Origin of the sequence: Sphingobacterium sp. Ag1, assembly GCF_000988325.1 — a bacterium.
Taxonomy (GTDB): domain Bacteria; phylum Bacteroidota; class Bacteroidia; order Sphingobacteriales; family Sphingobacteriaceae; genus Sphingobacterium.
Window position 1 is genome coordinate 46,417 of record NZ_LBGU01000024.1, and the last position, 18,122, is coordinate 64,538.

The 18,122-nt window shown below is 39.5% G+C and carries 18 protein-coding genes; 2 read left to right on the forward strand and 16 right to left on the reverse strand.

What is annotated here, in order from left to right; genetic code table 11:
- Positions 1 to 164: 164 nt before the first annotated feature.
- From AAW12_RS04025 to AAW12_RS04100, 16 genes are all read right to left on the reverse strand, one after another.
- Positions 165 to 1,217: a TerC family protein gene (locus AAW12_RS04025; protein WP_046672323.1), complete on the reverse strand. Its 1,053-nt coding sequence runs from the start codon at positions 1,215 to 1,217 to the stop codon at positions 165 to 167.
- Between the two features lies 1 nt (position 1,218).
- Positions 1,219 to 2,190, reverse strand: a complete 972-nt coding sequence (locus tag AAW12_RS04030) for a polyprenyl synthetase family protein (RefSeq protein WP_046672324.1) — start codon at positions 2,188 to 2,190, stop codon at positions 1,219 to 1,221.
- Between the two features lie 50 nt (positions 2,191 to 2,240).
- Positions 2,241 to 2,804 carry a DUF3109 family protein gene (locus AAW12_RS04035; RefSeq protein ID WP_046672325.1) on the reverse strand — a complete coding sequence of 188 codons (564 nt, stop codon included), beginning with the start codon at positions 2,802 to 2,804 and terminating at the stop codon, positions 2,241 to 2,243.
- Between the two features lie 5 nt (positions 2,805 to 2,809).
- Positions 2,810 to 3,595 (reverse strand): DUF3108 domain-containing protein, encoded by a 786-nt coding sequence (locus AAW12_RS04040; RefSeq protein WP_046672326.1) that lies wholly within the window; start codon positions 3,593 to 3,595, stop codon positions 2,810 to 2,812.
- Between the two features lie 118 nt (positions 3,596 to 3,713).
- On the reverse strand, positions 3,714 to 4,235 hold the full coding sequence (locus AAW12_RS04045) for a DUF2480 family protein (RefSeq protein WP_046672327.1): 522 nt from the start codon (positions 4,233 to 4,235) through the stop codon (positions 3,714 to 3,716).
- A 59-nt stretch (positions 4,236 to 4,294) separates the two neighbouring features.
- A complete protein-coding gene (locus AAW12_RS04050; RefSeq protein ID WP_046672328.1) occupies positions 4,295 to 6,400 on the reverse strand; it encodes a SurA N-terminal domain-containing protein in 2,106 nt (701 codons plus the stop codon).
- A 294-nt stretch (positions 6,401 to 6,694) separates the two neighbouring features.
- The gene (gene lptC, locus AAW12_RS04055) at positions 6,695 to 7,324 is read right to left on the reverse strand and encodes an LPS export ABC transporter periplasmic protein LptC (protein ID WP_046672329.1); all 630 of its coding nucleotides are present in this window, start codon (positions 7,322 to 7,324) and stop codon (positions 6,695 to 6,697) included.
- Positions 7,325 to 7,332: 8 nt separating this feature from the next.
- Entirely contained in the window at positions 7,333 to 8,658 is a 1,326-nt protein-coding gene (locus AAW12_RS04060; RefSeq protein WP_046672330.1) for a membrane protein, read from the reverse strand.
- A 175-nt stretch (positions 8,659 to 8,833) separates the two neighbouring features.
- Positions 8,834 to 9,817 (reverse strand): DUF6427 family protein, encoded by a 984-nt coding sequence (locus AAW12_RS04065; protein WP_046672331.1) that lies wholly within the window; start codon positions 9,815 to 9,817, stop codon positions 8,834 to 8,836.
- Positions 9,818 to 9,837: 20 nt separating this feature from the next.
- Positions 9,838 to 10,047 (reverse strand): CcmD family protein, encoded by a 210-nt coding sequence (locus AAW12_RS04070; RefSeq protein ID WP_046672332.1) that lies wholly within the window; start codon positions 10,045 to 10,047, stop codon positions 9,838 to 9,840.
- 147 nt (positions 10,048 to 10,194) lie between these two features.
- On the reverse strand, positions 10,195 to 10,857 hold the full coding sequence (gene ccsA, locus AAW12_RS04075) for a cytochrome c biogenesis protein (RefSeq protein ID WP_046672333.1): 663 nt from the start codon (positions 10,855 to 10,857) through the stop codon (positions 10,195 to 10,197).
- A gap of 37 nt (positions 10,858 to 10,894) precedes the next feature.
- Positions 10,895 to 11,554: a heme exporter protein CcmB gene (locus AAW12_RS04080; protein ID WP_046672334.1), complete on the reverse strand. Its 660-nt coding sequence runs from the start codon at positions 11,552 to 11,554 to the stop codon at positions 10,895 to 10,897.
- Positions 11,555 to 11,631: 77 nt separating this feature from the next.
- Positions 11,632 to 12,030 (reverse strand): hypothetical protein, encoded by a 399-nt coding sequence (locus AAW12_RS04085; protein WP_046672335.1) that lies wholly within the window; start codon positions 12,028 to 12,030, stop codon positions 11,632 to 11,634.
- Positions 12,031 to 12,133: 103 nt separating this feature from the next.
- Positions 12,134 to 13,969, reverse strand: a complete 1,836-nt coding sequence (locus tag AAW12_RS04090; RefSeq protein WP_046672336.1) for an ABC transporter ATP-binding protein — start codon at positions 13,967 to 13,969, stop codon at positions 12,134 to 12,136.
- 160 nt (positions 13,970 to 14,129) lie between these two features.
- Positions 14,130 to 14,684 (reverse strand): hypothetical protein, encoded by a 555-nt coding sequence (locus tag AAW12_RS04095; protein ID WP_053003516.1) that lies wholly within the window; start codon positions 14,682 to 14,684, stop codon positions 14,130 to 14,132.
- 157 nt (positions 14,685 to 14,841) lie between these two features.
- On the reverse strand, positions 14,842 to 15,630 hold the full coding sequence (locus tag AAW12_RS04100) for an S-adenosyl-l-methionine hydroxide adenosyltransferase family protein (protein ID WP_046672337.1): 789 nt from the start codon (positions 15,628 to 15,630) through the stop codon (positions 14,842 to 14,844).
- A 351-nt stretch (positions 15,631 to 15,981) separates the two neighbouring features.
- Here AAW12_RS04100 and AAW12_RS04105 point away from each other — a divergent pair, with 351 nt between their 5' ends.
- Complete coding sequence (locus tag AAW12_RS04105) at positions 15,982 to 16,947, forward strand: PhoH family protein (RefSeq protein WP_046672338.1); 966 nt, start codon at positions 15,982 to 15,984, stop codon at positions 16,945 to 16,947.
- A gap of 200 nt (positions 16,948 to 17,147) precedes the next feature.
- Entirely contained in the window at positions 17,148 to 18,098 is a 951-nt protein-coding gene (locus AAW12_RS04110) for a phosphoribosylaminoimidazolesuccinocarboxamide synthase (protein ID WP_046672361.1), read from the forward strand.
- Positions 18,099 to 18,122: the final 24 nt, after the last annotated feature.

Genomic DNA, 18,122 nt, shown 5'->3' on the forward strand with positions numbered 1-18,122 from the left:
AAGAAAAGGATATGCATAAAGCATAATATCACATAGAAATGGTCAGAAATTTCTTCCTGACCATGCTGTTTTGTATCGCTTATAGCTTTGCGCGGACTACTGGAGTTTTTCGCCGAATAATGACCACGGGTACCTTATTAATCGCAGCTTTAATTGATTGTAACTTAATCAGCCGGTGAAGTTTTTTTTGGAAAAAGCAGCGAAGCAATGATACTCAATGCAAGTATGCTGACGATAACGATCAACGAATGCGTTGTTGTAAAACCTACTTCGGCCAACCAATGATGCAGCAACATCTTTAGACCAATGAAGACCAGCAGAAATGCTAAACCTACTTTGAGGTATTGGAATTTGTGAATAATATTGACCAGAAGGAAGAACATCGATCGCAAGCCAAGTATTGCAAAAATATTAGAGAAAAATACAACATAGGCGTCTTTGGTCACCGAGAAAATTGCAGGGATAGAATCCACAGCAAAAATCAAATCCGTAAATTCTATGACCAGTAATACAAGAAATAGTGGCGTCATATATTTCACGCCGTTCTCTACATGGAAGAAGTGCCCGCCATCTAATTTGGGGGTTACCTTAAAGTATCGGGAAGCGAATTTAACGACCGGGTGGTTCTGTGGATCCACTTCTTCTTCCTGATTACGGTTGATAAACATTTTGACACCTGTAAAGACCAGAAAAGCGCCAAAAACATAGAGGATCCAGCCAAATTTAGCAATAAGGGTTGCACCAAGGAAAATAAATAGGAAACGCATTATGATCGCTCCCAAAATTCCCCATACCAAAACTTTATGGTAATAGCGCTCCGGAATACCAAAAGAAGTAAATAATAATACCATCACAAAGATATTATCTACCGATAGGGCATATTCCACAACGTAACCAGTGAGATATTCCAGCCCAAGATTTTTGTTGTAGAGCTCGAGACTCGCCGCTAAATCACCTGGAATGATTTTAATATCGTGATGGTGTTTGGTAATGATTTCTTGAAGGTGGTCCAAGTCATGGATGTTGTGCAATTCAAATCCATAGTGACGAAGGAGCCAATAGAAACCCAAAGAGAATAAGACCCAGATGGCGCTCATGATGCTAGCCATCTTTAGGCTAACAGGTTTGTCGCCTTTGGAGAATAAGCCTAGATCTATTGCTAGCATAAGTGCAATAAAGATGAGGAATCCGCCAAAAAACATTAATTCGTGACTCATTTTATTTTTTTCTTTCTGTTGTATATTTTACCAGCTGTTCCAACCCCGCCTTGTATTCACTGTCGGGAAAGTCTTCCAAAATTCGGAAAGCATCTTGTTGGTATTCCAGCATCTTATTTGTAGCATATTCGAGCCCTCCACTCTGGCGGACAAAGTCGATGACTTCGGCCACTTTGTGTGTGTCTTCATTATGGTTTTTAATCAGATTAATGATCCTTCGCTTTTCACTTGAAGTCACTTGATTCAAAGCATAGATTAACGGTAAGGTCATTTTCTTCTCTTTGACGTCATTGCCCAGTGGTTTGCCAACGTCATCTAACCCAAAGTCGAATAAATCGTCCTTGATTTGGAATGCAATTCCGATCTTTTCACCAAATTGATGAAGCTTATCGATTGTTTCCTGATCTGCATTTGAAGAAGCCGATCCACAGGCACAGCAAGAAGCAATGAGCGAAGCTGTTTTCTTTCGGATGACCTCAAAATAAATCGATTCTTCAATATCTAGTTTACGGGCCTTTTCGATTTGAAGCAATTCACCTTCGCTCATCTGATCAACGGCTTCCGATACAATTTTTAATAAGTGATAATCCTGATGTTTTACAGAAAGGAGCAGTCCCCTTGACAGCAGAAAATCACCCACCAAAACAGCAATTTTATTTTTCCATAAAGCATTGATGGAGAAAAAACCTCTGCGTTCGTAGGAGTTATCTACCACATCATCATGTACGAGTGATGCGGTATGCAGCAATTCTACGAGAGCAGCTCCTCTGTAGGTGGATTCATTGATTCCGTTGCATATCCCAGCAGAAAAGAACACAAACATGGGCCGCATTTGTTTGCCCTTACGTTTGATCAGGTATTGTGTAATGCGATCCAACAAGGGGACGGAGCTTTTCATTGAAGCTTTGAATTTTTTTTCAAAAGCCTCAAGTTCATGGGCAATAGGACGTTGGATCTCTCTTAATTTTGACATGAATTGGGGTGAAATACCAAAATAGTTAAAGCTTAAAGATAGTGATTTTGTTACAACTCTTCGACTGCTTTCTCAAGATTTTTGTACCATTCTTCACCATAGGTGCGGATGAGGGGATCCTTTAAAAATTTAAAGACAGGAACCTGTAATTCTTTACCAAATGAGCATGCATCTTTACAGATATGCCAGCGGTCATAGTGAAGTACGTCGAATTCGGGATAATGTGTTGTCCTGATAGGATAGAGGTGACACGAAACGGGTTTTCGCCAATGCACCTCGCCAAGTTCGTAAGCTTTTTCGATAGCGCATTTTGTAATGCCATTTTCCCAGGTCACATAAGCACATTCTTTATTTCCATCAACACAAGTGGTCGTTAGATCACCATCAACATCGACAACATACTTCCCTTGCTCTTCAATCGCTTCAATACCTTTCTCGGTCATATAGGGCTTTACTTTGGGATAAATCTCCTCCAATATAGCCTTTTCACTCTCCAATAAAGGTGCGCCTGAATCGCCTTCAATACAACAGATACCTTTACATTTTGATAAATTACACACAAAGTCATTGTTGATTAGATCTTCGTGCACCAATACATTTCCTACTTCAATCATTCTAATTATTTTGAGTAGCTTGCTCTTTGCCCCAATTTGTATTTTAATCCACTGGCTTCGAGTAATTCTAGTGTTACCGAGCCAATCAGAATATCTACATTGGCTTTGACCGGAATACGGTTGCCATCATTGGTTACCCACAGATAAAGCTTGCTATTTTTTTTAAAGATACGTCCTGGTTTAATCTCAGGACTGAATTTGAGACATTCTAAAGTGCCTAATTCCGTTTTTATTTTTTCTATTCCAATATATTGTATGCCTAAGGTGGCAATCTCATCATTCAAAAAATAAGTCAGCTTAAAAGATTCTCCCGGTTTAACAGTCGACAGATCTAGATTTCGGGCGAAATAATAGGAAGAAAGCAAGTCGAAAGTCTGATCTACCTTCGAATTGAAAGTTCCTTTGTTGCCTACAACGCTATTTGTCTCCTGGTTGAAGCGCACCTTATCATTCCGTCTATATCCACCTTCACGAATGTTCTCTGTATAGTAATACGGTAAAAAAGTCTTGCTGTTGATATACGAGTTGTATTCATTTCTTACGGTATATATCGCAAAGGCGCCAGCAGTTTTGCCAGCAGCGTATAAATGAAAGGAAGGATTTCCGGTTCCATCCTTGGTATCCTCAACGGTTAATGTCCCTGTCGCGGCTGAAATAAAGCCATAACGGAGTTTATATTTTAATTTCTCGCCACCTTTAAATGCCGATTCTTTTAAATGTGGTAAATCTTGAGCGAAAGCAGTACTTACGATAACGGATAAGTAAAGGAGCAAAGTCGATATAAGTTTCATGTACGTAAGTTTACGAAATTTGTTTGAAAAAGAAATGTTAATTTCATTCAAATAAATTTAACTTTTGGAGTTAATGAGACCTTCATGGACGATGACTTATACTTATTTTAGAGCTGATCTATTTAGGCTGCGTCCGCTTAAATACGGGGACCGTAGAACAAGGTTCACCATACATAATACTCTTGGCCACCTTACTTAGTTTTACCGTAAACTGCACAAATGTAGATTCTGGAATAAAAATATCACCACAACCTTTCACAACCACACGTTGACCCCGAAATTGTTCCATGTCAATTTGGTCAATTGCTGCGGCATACTGCATACGCAACAACTCTGCTGAATCCCCGAAGATAACTGTCGCAGCATAGGGTTCCAATTTGTTGGCCAATAACATATAAGCCCAGGTCGGAACAATAGCATCGGCAGTACACGTAATGGCGACATGTTTACCTGCGTATTGCGACCAATCGTGTGTCTTAATGAATTCGCGGAAGTCCTTTTCTTTAAGAATCAAGCCATGGAAGAGATTATCTTTAATATCATATACTACATTGTCCGCATTAGGATGGTAGTTGGCCAAGTCAACTGTGACTAAACCACTTTGCGCAACTTTGTTGACAATAGCTGTTTGAATATCCATATTTACATAAAAAAAGCCGGACGATAATTCGTCCGGCTACAAATTTACTTAAAATTCTTTTAAAAGAATTTCACTCTATTGTCAATGATTTCAGCTTTGTCTTGTAATGCGCGGAAAATAGATCCCCAAGCGCGTTGTGCTTTCGCTGCAAGCATTTGTTTCTTTTGTCCGTTGATATCCGAAATAGCAGCAGGATTGGTAAAACCATTTACTTGTACAACATATACACCTGTATTCCCTTCAATAGCTTTGGAAGGTTTGTTTGGTTGTAGTCCGAAAACAGTACCAACCACTTTGTTTTCTAATGCAACACCAGGGATAACTGGATTTGCGAAAACAACATTTTCAACGTGAATAGCTGCTTTACCAACTTTTTGTGCAACTTGATCAATAGAAGATGTACCTGCTAAAGCCTTGTCAAATTTATCTTTCAAGATTTTAGCTTTAACCATATTTCTTACGGCAGGTTCGATATCTTTCTTAACAGCGTCCAAGGAAAGAGATCCTTTAGGCTGTATGTCGACCAAGTTTGCTAAGATATAAGAAGTTTCAGTCTCGAATACTTTATCTGAAATATCGCCTTTTTTAGCTTCGAAAGCCCATTTAATTAAATCACGCGGAGCTTCGGCACCATCTAATACATTATCCATGGCTGTTACGCGTGATGCTGTTTTTGCTTCCAAACCAAGTTTTTTCGCTTCTTGAGCAAAGTTCTGTGCTGTAGCTGCAGATAAGAATGCTGTTGCTTTGCTATGTGCATTGTTCAACGTTTCTTTTCCACTGTTGATCACTTTGTCAATAATGGCAACTTTAGCATATTTTGAACTACCTGTTTGTTTCTCAATTTTGATGATATGGACGCCAAACTGAGATTTAACAACTTTGATATCACCTGTTTTTCCTTCGAAAACAGCTTTCTCAAATTCAGGAACCATACGGCCTCTGGTAAAAGTACCCAGTTCACCACCGTTGGTTTTGCTTTCTGGATCTTTGCTAAACTGAACTGCAAGCGCTGCAAAATTGTCTCCTTTTTGAATCAAACTTTTGATCGAGTCAGCTTTTGCGAGGGCTTTATCAACACCGCCTTCGGCAGCAGGATCCAATAGAATGTGGGATGCTTTCACAGAGTCAGGGCTTACGATCGTCGAAACAACTTTTGCGATTTCATACGCATTGTTGTTTAAGAAAGGTCCAACTGTCGTTCCAGCTGCAACATTGAATACAACTGAATCTAAAGAAGGACTCAACTGTCCTTTTTTTACATAAGTAAATGGAAACTTGTTGTCTGAATTGATCGAAGCAAACAAAGAGTCATCTTTGGCAACGATTAAATCTTGTTTCAATTTATTGATCGTCTCTTTTACGGCCAATGAATCTTTAGCAAGAGGTTTTGCATCGACCATTACGTATTGAATCGCACGTGTTTCCTCTTGTGTTTTGAACATACTTTTATGTTCATTATAATATTCTTGGTAATCTGCATCAGTCAATTTAGCATCAGCATCTTTAACAGAAGCGTAATCTAAAAGAATGTATTTGAAGTTTGCCAATTTATTACGCTCTTGGTACTCTTCATTTGCTTCCAAAGAAGTAACATACACACTATTCGAAAGCAATTCGCCATATTTACTGCTTAAACGCTCATCTCTAACGCCTTCAAGTAGTGCTTCCCATTGCTGAGCCACTTGTTGGTTACCTGATGTGTTCATTTGGCTAATAAAAGCACGTAGTTGACTCGGGTCAAATTGCCCTGTTTGTGGGTTGGTGAATGCTTGAACGATTTGAGGTGAAGGGTTGTTGCCTTGCACTAAATCATTTAATTCGTCTTTACCGACAGTCAAACCGATTTTTTCAATTTCCTTTTTCAAGATTTCTCTTGACAAAAATTGATTCCATACTTGTTGAACAGCATAGGTTCGCATTTGAGGGGTCACCGCACCGCCCATTTGTTGTTTGAACATTTCCTCTGTCTGTTCAACTTGCTTACTGAACTCAGGATATTCAATTTCAGTTCCGTTGACTTCCCCTACACGATTTTGATGTCTCGCCCAAAAAGGAGCTCCCCCTCGAACGACATCGCCTAGTAAAAATGCTAAAATTGCGATAGCCATAGCTGCGGTCAAGATGACACCAGCTTTGTTACGCAAAAAGCCCATTAATCCCATAGTCTGCTTATTGTGTTTATATTGTGTAAATACTTGTATTTCGTTAATTTATGCATAGCATAGCAAAATGCGGTGCAAGATACAATTTTTATAAAAAAAAACGGAATATTTTCCTGAATGTAACAAAACAAATTTGAAAACTATTTGTATAAAGTAGATTTTTTTGTGCTCTTTTAGTTCAAATGATTCGTTTTGAATAACTTAATCGTATAAATAAACTGCCTGGAGCTATCGTCTCGGATCCATGCCTGCTTTTAAACCAAACCGAAATCTGAATTTATGGCCAGCGAATAGCTATTTACTTAGCGAAGGGAAGAGATTGTTGTTGGTGATGACCGTATACCCAGTTGCATTGGCTATATTGACATGTTTAAAATCTTTGTCTGAAGTAAATGATGAACCTTGTAAGTTACCCCGATTATCTCGAAAGAATGCGGTAATGGGAACATGATTATAAAAGGTCATGTTGCTGTTGCTATCGGCCTTACTTTCGTCGTAGATGATTTCTTCTGTTTTGATAACGGACCCGTCAGCCATGGTAACCACCACATTTTTAGTAAAGACGGTAGTCTTTTCTTTTTCCCGCCGAATAGCATGGTCGGAAGTGATTCGCTGAGTTTCCTTTAAATTGTCGTCGTAAAAGATGATTTTAATGCTTTTTGGAAATTCATATACTTCGGTACTATCGTGTTTGATACGCATTTCAGGCGCTGTGAGATTTGCTTTTACCCGTGTGGAATCGCTATAAATAATATCGACGTGACGTGAAATGTCGACCGCCTCTTCCTTTTTCATATTGGCAATGCGGTCTACCTCTTTTAGATCCGGTTCGCAAGAGGTCAATGAGAGCGCCCCTAGTAAAAATAAGATTACTAGGGGCGATATATTTTGGAATATGGATGAAGCAAATGTCTTGCGTACCATCGTATTAATTAATCTAAAGGGGGTTTTCTAAACCAGCGGTCATTTAGGGTAAAGCCGATATTAAAGTTAATATAGCGTTCACGTAGGAGGCTATTGCTGATTTTGCCCATTTGGCCAAATTCTGCAGAGAAGTTTATTTTAGAGAAGGCTCCTGAAAATTGATTTCTTGCCAAGGGCAATCCAACACCTACAGTAACCGCCATATCGTTGATATTCTGGTCGCTTAAGAAATATTGTGTTTTATTATACCTGAAACCAACTCGATAGTCTACTTGGTTCAGATATTTAAGCGAAGTAACATCTGGTGTAATCTGACCACCAATCGCTACGCCATAATTCTTCCGTAGTTCGTTTTCACCCGCTCTTGTCTGAAATCTTGACCAATCGGCATATTTAAAATCGGCCCCGATTAACCATCGGTTGTTACGTGCAAGGGTAATCCCTACATTATGTCGCAACGGAAGCGTCAGATGCCTGCTGCTACGGTCAGAAACATAGGTACTATCTAAAGGGATATTTTGGTTGTCTGGATCCGTTGAAGGCGTAACCCGTGTATTAAAAATTGTTGCTCTTTCTTTGATGTCATTATTGAGTGATCCCGAATAACCAACGATCAACGAGTATTCTCTATTTAAAGGTTGTTCGTATTGCAAACCGTAATCAAAGATAATCCCTTGGATTTCGCGCTTATTTTGTTGTTGTGTATTTAATGCTCCGGATGAAGGCAAAAACTCTACACGGCTATAGTCATTTAAGGTTCCAAATAAATAAGACATATTGGCACCAATACTCAGACCTTTTACAATGCGTACCCCCCAACCTGCATAGGCTTTAGTTAAACCACCTTCGCCCGTAAAAACTTTGGTATAAGGGTCAGAATTGACCGTTCCCGTTGAAGATGTCCGATAGCCGATATCGGAGTAAGGAAGGATACCCAAACTGATACCACCAAATCGTTTCATTGGGAAAGTCATGGTGATGTGGCTAAAGGCAAAATCAGCGGTATTATCGGATCTTGTCGTCGAATTTAACTGCGTGTAGTTCCCATATAAACCAGCATCAAAGGTCGTAAACTGTGTAGCAGAATAAGATGCAGGGTTGCTTGGGTTGGTATTATACACGCCATTGATTCTCCGGACAGCGGTATTGACACCTCCCATCCCTCTATATTGTGGCAATAAATCTTCACGCATCTGACCAAGTCCAAATTGAGAATAAGGTGATGCGGATGTCGTTTTTTGTGCAAATGCGGTAGTAGAACTAGCTAAAATTCCACCTGCTAACAACAGTTGGAGTGATTTATTTCTTAGAGAGCTTGTAAAGCGTTTCTGCATGGTCAATCTATAAAATTGAGAAACTAATGTTTATTTAGTTTTAGTGAAATTTTCGAGTTATCTGACTCTTATATTAAATGTTCTTTGCTTTTAATCGCATACAAAACTATTCAATTTTTGCGAGCTTGTTAAGCCGATTTTGTTAAAAAAGGTTAAACGCTTATTGCACAAAGGTTTAGAAAAACTGAAAGTAGATTATGGTCAATGTTATGATGGCGTATACAACTTCAAAAAACCATTTCTTTTTGGCATAAGTGAAATAATAAGCCATATAAATAGCGATTGACGGGGCACAAAGTAAAAAATGGGCCTCCGTTAGTTTTTTGTTCCAGTAAAAAGAGACTATCGCAAGGCATAACATAAAAAACAACAGTTGAAATGACTTGCGAATATGCACGACACTTTTGAAAAAATTGTCTTTTAATACCAAAAGGAAGAGTATTAACGTAAAGATGACCGGGACGAGTACCAAATAATCGACTAACTGAATGCGAATAGCAGTAGGGAATTTGTAGGTAAACGGTAGCCAAATGGTATAAAATTGCTCCATTTTACCCATCCAAAGATAGATAACTGCTAAGATAAAATAGACTGTTGCCAGACCAAGTAAAGGGGTGATCCACTCGCGCCAATTAAATGGCCTAAAAATGAGTAGGCCTATCCATAATAAGAAGAACATACTCAGAAAAGGGAAGTAGATCAGACTTCCTATACCTACAATCATACCGAGGTCAAACATTTCGGCTTTGACATCTGTCTGCCGATAGAGGGAGAGCAACTTGCTTAACATCCATATCGAAATAAAATTACAGATGAGCGTTGGAGACAGTACCAAAAATGGTAAAAATAGGCTGGCCAGTGTCATGTACATCAACGCAACCAAGAAACTGGGCTTACCCAGCAGGTTAAAATGGCTTGTGATGCGATTGAGTATCGTTGCCTGAGAAATCGTCAAGATCAGTGTGATAAAAACATTGGTCGAAGGAGAGAGGTTGATTAAGTTGTTTTCTCCCAAAAGATTCCCCAAGGCAGGTTCAAAGATTACAGAATCAAGTTTGTCCGGAAGGTGAAGAAATATGCCTAAGCATAAAACAAAACCCACGATGGATAGAAATAAAATATTGATGGGTGAATAATTTCTAAACTGACTTATAATCATTGTATACGATCAATAAAATGCTATTTATTCTTTTTTTCCAATTTGCTGATACGACGATCGAGCAAGAAAAGGAAGAAAGCCAAACCCAGAAAAATGACCAACATGACCAATACAACAACGTAGATCTTACCTTCGCTACGTAATCCAGTCGCCATCTCGACATCATCCTGTGCAAATGTGCTCAAAGTTGATAAGAGTAGTAAGGCGATTGACAATGTTATTTTTTTCATTTGTTTAAAATATTATTCGTGTCGTTTTCATTGTTATGTATGATTCGATACACGCTATTTGATTTATGTAATATTCTGTTTTTTACTGATTGGGTTCTACCGGATTTCTTTATTTTAGAAATAAAGTGCGGTATTAGCCGTTCAATTTTATGCGTTCAAATCTTTCTTTTCGAGCAAACGTACTCTATAGCGAAGTGAACAGATCCATGCTGCAATCATTGGCCAGCCAATCATCGCTGCATAAAATGTAGGACGAAGTTCGCTGCTCATTTTTAAATCGCCAAAAGCGGCGTTTCCACCACTTCCAGGGTGAAGAGAGTCTGTCATCTTTGGTAGAATATAAAGTAGCACGATGATAATTGGAAATGCAAAGATATTGTACACAGCTGATATTTTGGCTCTTTTTTGCTCTTCTTCCAATGCATTGCGGAGCACCAAATAGGCTAGATACATCAGTGTTGCTATGGCAGAACCATTAAGCTTCGGGTCGTTTGGCCAAGGCTCTCCCCAGGTGATGTTTGCCCAAAGCATACCTGTTGCAAGTCCAAGAAAACAAAATGTTATTCCGGTATTAACAGCTTCAATGGCCATTAAATCATACTCCTGTTTGCCCGTATTGAGGTATTTGATACTATAAATAACAGAAACCAGGTACATAACGAACATAGCCGACCACATTGGGACATGAAAATAAACGTTGCGTATGCTTTCGTGAAGGATGAATAGGCGGGGAACAGGTCCCAAAAGACCATTGATAATGACCGCACAGATAATCATTACCGCTAATATTTTCCACCATTTTTTTCTCATGGATAAATTGAATTTAGTTTGTTCTCAATTCTGACACTTAATCTCGCCAAAGGTACGGAAATAACAATAAAGAAATAGTGATGGTGATTACATTAATTGCAAGTAATACGATTATTTCTTTGCTGCTGGAAGCCCTTTCCAGGCCTTCTATTGCATTGCGGGATAGCTTGATTAATACGATTAACAGTGGGATGATGGCGGGGAAACTCAAGATGGCCATTAAGGTGCTGTTGTTTCCCGCTTTGGAGCTGATTCCGGAGATCATGGTAAAGACGGTGGCAAAACTGATGCTGCCTAAGATGACCGAAATGAAGTAAAGTGTTGGATCACCGACAGGGTTTCTGAATATCGTCGAATAGACAAAATACGCAATGATCGCCAGCAGGGTCATCATCATCATATTGTAAATGACTTTCGCTAAAATGATCGCTCTGGGATCAACCAGTGAATAGTAGTAAAGTTGCCGGTTTGGGTTTTCTTGGACGAAGCTTTTGTTGATTGCATTGATCGAAGCGAAGAGCATAATGATCCAAAATAATGCATTCCATGTAGCCGTATCAACTGATTTGAACGCTTGATAGCAAACGAAAACAGTTGATACGACATATAGTAGAATTCCGTTAATAGCATATTTTGAACGCCATTCCAGAATGATGTCTTTAAGAATTAAAGTTTTTACCTGTTGCAGCAAAGTCATATGCAGCAAAGATACAAATGTATTTTGACCACGGGAGTGACCAAAACCATCAATTCTTAAAAAAGCTGTTTTTTTACTTATGCGTTAGAAATTTTGGATTTTGCAGCATCAGTTGTATTGTCGATTTTGCTTGCCAAATTTTGAGCGGCATTGTTGGCGTGGTCCAAAGCTTCTCTGCCGGCTTCCTTTGCTTTGTTTTTCAGTGCATCTGCATCATCCGATGCTTTGCTGAAAGCTGCTTGTGCTTTTGATTTCAAATGGTCTAATTCAGCCGAAGCTCTGTTCGCTAGCTTTTGTGCCTTTTTAGCTTCTTTTTTTGAAAGATCTTTCAATGACTTAGTTAAGCTTTTAATGCCGTCATTTGCACGATCTAATTGTTTTTTCCCATCATCAGTTCCTAAAAGATACCATGCAGCAGCTCCCGCAGCTAATCCTACCAAAGCAAATGCCACTAATCCATTTTTGCTATTTTTCATAATTCTTCTATTTTGTTATATATTCAAATGATAATCAAGTATGATACCAAATGAACAATCCCAGGGTGAATTTGTTTAAAAAGAATCAATAATTAACAAAATTTTACATATCAATTTTCTGCTGCTTTGATTGCAGATTATAGAGGTGCTGATAAAGACCGCTTTCTTTTTGGAGCAGTTCAACGTGCGTGCCGCTCTCAGACACGATTCCATTTTCGACAACGATAATTTTATCGGCATCAATAATGGTCGATAGTCGGTGTGCAATAATGATCGAGGTGCGTCCACGCATTAATTCTTCCAACGCCTCCTGCACTTGTCTTTCTGATTCTGAGTCTAGGGAAGAAGTGGCTTCGTCCAAGATAAGGATTGCAGGATCTTTTAATAGTGCACGCGCAATGGCAATTCGTTGGCGCTGACCACCAGAGAGTTTAACGCCACGTTCACCAACTAAGGTGTCATAGCTTTCGGGGAAATTTAGTATAAATTGATGTGCGTTGGCACGTTTTGCAGCCGCTATTATTTCATCTTCCGTGGCATCGAGCTTACCATAGGCTATATTTTCACGTATTGTTCCGCCAAACAGCAAAACATCCTGCGGCACGATAGCGACCTGGTTGCGGATATCGCAAAGTTCAAAATCGGATGCCGGTTTGTCATCGTAATATACTTCCCCTTTATTGGCTGTGTAGAATTGTAGAATCAATGAAGCTATTGTTGATTTTCCGGTCCCACTCGGTCCAACGATGGCTATTTTATCGCCAGCATTGGCTGTAAAGTTGATGTCTTTCAGAATTTCAATATCAGGGCGGCTTGGATAGGCAAAGGAAACATGGTTGAAGCTCAGTTTTCCGGTCATGGTCTTGTGCACTTCCTTGCAAGTTGGTTTTACATTGAGGTGTTCTTGTGGCTCATCTAAAATTTCCAAGATCCGTTCACTCGCGCCCAAAGAGCGTTGGATATTGGCATAGAGCTCGGGGAAACTGCCCATGGAGCCTGCAACAAACATCGAATACAAGATATAGGTAGTCAGGTCGCCTACAGTCATTTCATGGATAGAAACCAATGCTGCGCCGTACCAGATGACAGCAATCACCGCACCGAAAATACAGAAAATAATAAAAGAGGCAAAAGCACCACGGAAAGTAGCCCCTTTGACCGCTAATTTTACCACTGAATCCATCTGATTGCTGTAGCGATTAAACTCGAAGTACTCATTCACAAAGGCCTTTACGTTGCTTATTCCCAGTAGGGTCTCTTGGACAATACTGTTTGACTCGGCCATTTTATCCTGAGCTTGTCGAGACAATTCGCGGATGAATTTTCCGAAAATAATGGCCGCCACAACGATAATCGGTAAAATACAAAGGTTCATGAGGGCAAGTTTGGGCGATACCCAAACCAAAAGGAACACACCGAAACAAAGACTAATCAACTGTCTTAGGATTTCAGCCAATGTTGTTGTTAACGTATCCTGAATTTGTGAAAGGTCTGCAGACAAGCGGCTGTTTAATTCCCCTACACGACGATTGGCGAAAAATTCAATTGGCAAAGAAATCAGCTTAAGATAAGTGTCCTTGCGTAATGTGGATAACGTACGTTCAGCAATCTCAACAAAAATTCGGATACGAAAAAAAGAAACGACCGATAGAAAAGACAGAATAATAAAGGCAATTCCACCGATATAATAAACATGTGGTGCAAGCCATGGGTAAGTTTGCTTGCCTTGCGCAGCATCAATCATCGCACCGAGCAAAGCCGGAAAGGCGAGCATGGCCAAACTGGATAATACCAAGAAAAACATGCCGACCCCAAATTTAAACCGATAAGGTTTTAAATAGGTCATCAATTTAGATGCTCTTAATAGGAGCTCTTTATTCAATTTTGGTTTTGGTAGATCTTCTTCTTGTTTATTACCGCTGTTGAATCCTCTTGCCATATCCGCTACTTCAAATTTTGTTGCGAGGACAAATGTAAAGAGATTAAAAATATTTTGCTATCATACTTTAGTCAATTTTTTGAGCTGAATCGTACTTTTTCTGATTTAAACGGCTGTTTTAAGTGGCGTGTCGTTGTGCAAATGCTTGTGTTGTGCTGCTTTATCCTAAATTTTGTCGCTTCGAAGCTGTTTGTTGCGCGTTAAATTTATAGAGCAAATATCCTAATACGGCGATAACAAGTAAGGCGATATAGAGTAGTATATGGCTTATACCTCCGTTGCCGGATGTTTTGTCAATCTGTGCCCGCAATTTCTCGTTCTCTTTTTGGAGCTTACTTATGGTGCCTATATAGGCTGATACCTGCTTGTCGTAATCTGTTGCCAATTGTTGGAATTTGTCCTTCTCAAAATCTTTGATTTTCAATAGTTTTTGAGTCTCTAAGAAAATATTGTTGTCGGTGATAACAATATCTTTAAGGATATCAATGCTCTTTTGCATGTCACCTTTTGATTTGAAAAGGCCAAAAAGCCCTGTTTTTTGAGTGAGGCTCGTGTCATAGGCGCCGAATTTCTGTTGACGGGCATCGAGTAGGTCATTTACACGACTTCGTTGCACGTCAAAAGAGCTGGAGTCTGGGTTGTTTTGCGACTTGGCCTGTTCAAAGAAGCAAAATAGAACGGCGATTGGAAGTAGGAATTTTAAAAATTTCATCATGTAATTGGACGATCTATTTAATCAAATCTATAGTTAAACTAACGTTGATGGTAAAATTTTATTTTGCCACGGAGCTACACCTGCAATTTTAGCCTTGTGGTCAGTTTGACCAAGGATAAAAAAATGGAGCGAAAGCACGACAAATGAATTTATGAAATTAATCTTTAAATTCTATACGAATAACATTAGAATCGTCATCATGAAGTCCGAGTAGCTGGCTGGCATTACCTTTATTGATGGCGATTTCAAGGTAGTTAGAAATGCCAAATAAACAAAGTTTCTCTCCTTCTCCCACTTCATTGTAATGCCAGGAAAGATTGGTAATGGTTTCATTGCGTTTGAAATAAAGGACGAAATGACGTCCTTTTTGAACTTTATTGAAAAGATCTTTGGAAATATTGGTGATGGCATTACCAAAAGCATCAACATAAATGACGTTGCCTCGGATCATGTCTTTATCAAAGATGGGCTGCAAAGTTACTTTTTCGATGAGCTGTTGCATTGAAGTACCGATTTCTTTCAGTTTGCCCCCCTTAGCAATATGACAGGCGGATTTAGAAAGAATATCTGCGAGCGGAAAGTGTAGATACCGAAGGTCTTGCATTAAGTTGAGCTCATAGAGTTCCTGTGGTTCGTTGCCATTCAACAATAAGCTGAAAATACCGTTGTCGGCTCCGACGAAATAATGATCGTTGTATTTCATACCGATATATTTCGACTCTTCATGAAACAGGGTGTTAATGCCGATAATATGTACGGTCCCTTTAGGGAAATAATGATAAGCGTTGCCTAATACAAAGGCCGCCCGAGGGATATTGAATGCTGGAATTTCGTGGGTAATATCAACAATATTGGCACCGGACAATTGCGATAAAAGACTACCCTTTAACGCGGCTTGATAAAAATCTTTGTGTCCTAAGTCTGTTGTTAATGTAATTACTGCCATTATAATCTAAATCCTAGATTGAATTGCTGTCGAATTCCCTTAAATATACCCTTAAATTTATCTAAATAGTGGACAAAATTACTATTTATCAGATGATTTATAAAGCTAATTGGATAACTTATTTTGAATCTGTCTTTTTTCGATTGATATACACAAACATAGCGAAGATTTTATGTATAACGAAATCTTTGTGTCGCTTTGTGGACGGTCTACATAAGCTTCTAAATCATCGTCGTTTGTGCACTGTATCTTCTTGGTTGTTTCGTTAGAATACGTTAATTTTGAATAGTATTATACAGGAACGATATTGTGTAATGGCTACAATCTAATTAATTCTAAATAGGATAAAATTTGAACGAATTACTAATTGCATTAGATGGTCTGAATTTGCCCATATTATGGGGAGCAGACAATGAGCACTTCGATTATTTGAAGAAGCAATTCCCAAAACTGCGGATTGTAGCTCGCGGGAGTGAAATGAAGGTGTTGGGAGACGCGAAGGAATTGGATCTGTTTGAGCAATCGTTTAAGGAAGTCATGGCTCATCTGGAGAAATTTAACAACATTACTTTATTGGATTTTGAAAATCTCCTTGGCGCAAGTGCAGGTTCTGCTGTTCAGCAGGAAAAAGAACTTGCGGCCAAACATGCAGCCTTTGGATCCGAACCGATCGTGTATGGGCCTAATGGCCTTATTGTACGCGCACGTACGGCCAACCAACGGAAGATGGTGGATAGTATTTCGAAAAATGATATCTTATTTGCTATCGGACCGGCGGGTACAGGAAAGACCTATACGGCGGTTGCATTAGCTGTCAGGGCACTTCGAAATAAAGAAATCAAAAGGATTATTCTAACAAGACCAGCCGTCGAGGCGGGTGAAAACCTCGGTTTTTTACCGGGCGACTTAAAGGAGAAGGTAGATCCCTATTTGAGACCGCTCTATGATGCATTGGACGATATGATTCCAGCAGAAAAGCTAAAAGGTTACCTGGAAAATCGGACTATTGAAGTTGCACCTCTAGCGTTTATGCGTGGACGAACATTGGACAACTGCTTTGTGATTCTGGACGAAGCTCAGAATGCAACGGATATGCAGCTGAAGATGTTTTTGACACGTATGGGGCCAACGGCAAAATTTATCGTTACAGGTGATATGACACAGGTAGATTTACCGAAAAAAAATCAATCTGGATTGTCTACTTCAATTCGCCTATTGGAGAATATCGAAGGAATAGACATTATCCACCTCAGCGGTGGAGATGTGGTTCGCCATAAATTGGTTCGTCGCATCCTCGAAGCGTATGGTGATATTTAATCGGTCTATGCTGCAAACGTATGATTTGGGATATCCCAGTTTGGCATGGGTACGAAAGGTGCCGACTGATATAGTTCAAATAGCCTAATTAAAAGGCAAATCGAGTACAGCGAGCTCTTAAATAAATGCGCTGCATTTATGAATGCCATTGAACGCAGTCATAAATGAACAATTACTTACATTTGAATTTTACGTTGAACATGAATGCTATAAAAGAAACAAATTTCAATTTCGAAAACCAGACTGCTTTTTACCGGGGAAAAGTACGTGACGTGTATACGATTGCCGATACGTATTTGGCGATGGTTGCCTCAGACCGTATTTCGGCATTTGATGTGGTACTTCCGCGTCCTATTCCTTATAAAGGACAGGTGTTGAATCAAATTGCAGCCAAATTTTTAAAGGCTACGGCTGATATTATTCCAAATTGGGTCGTGTCTGTGCCGGACCCCAGTGTAACTATCGGTCAGCTATGCGAGCCGTTTAAAGTGGAAATGGTTATTCGGGGCTACTTGTCAGGACACGCTTGGCGTGAATATGCTGCGGGTAAACGGGAAGTATGTGGTGAGGCATTGCCAGAAGGACTGAAAGAAAATGACAAATTGCCTGAGCCAATTATTACACCGACAACAAAGGCTGCTGTTGGACATGATGAGGATATTTCACGTGCCGATATCTTGAAAAAAGGCATCGTAAGCGAAGAAGACTATGTTCAATTGGAGCAATACACCAAAGCGTTGTTCCAAAGGGGGACCGAAATTGCCGCACAAAGAGGGCTTATTTTGGTGGATACAAAATATGAGTTTGGAAAAAAAGATGGGAAAATTGTGCTGATCGACGAGATCCACACACCAGATTCTTCCCGTTATTTTTATGCGGAAGGTTATGCGGAACGTCAGGAAAAAGGTGAGGCACAAAAGCAATTGTCGAAGGAGTTTGTTCGCAAATGGTTAATTGAAAACGGCTTCCAAGGGAAAGACGGTCAGGTTGTCCCGGAGATGACGGATGAGATTGTCACTTCCATTTCTGAACGTTATATTGAGCTATACGAGCATATCGTCGGAGAGAAGTTTGTGTATCCGGATCAGGAAAATGTACTGGAACGTGTGGAAAGAAATGTGGCAAAGGCCTTGAAAACGCTAAATTATTAGTACATTGTATCCTCAAACAAAGGA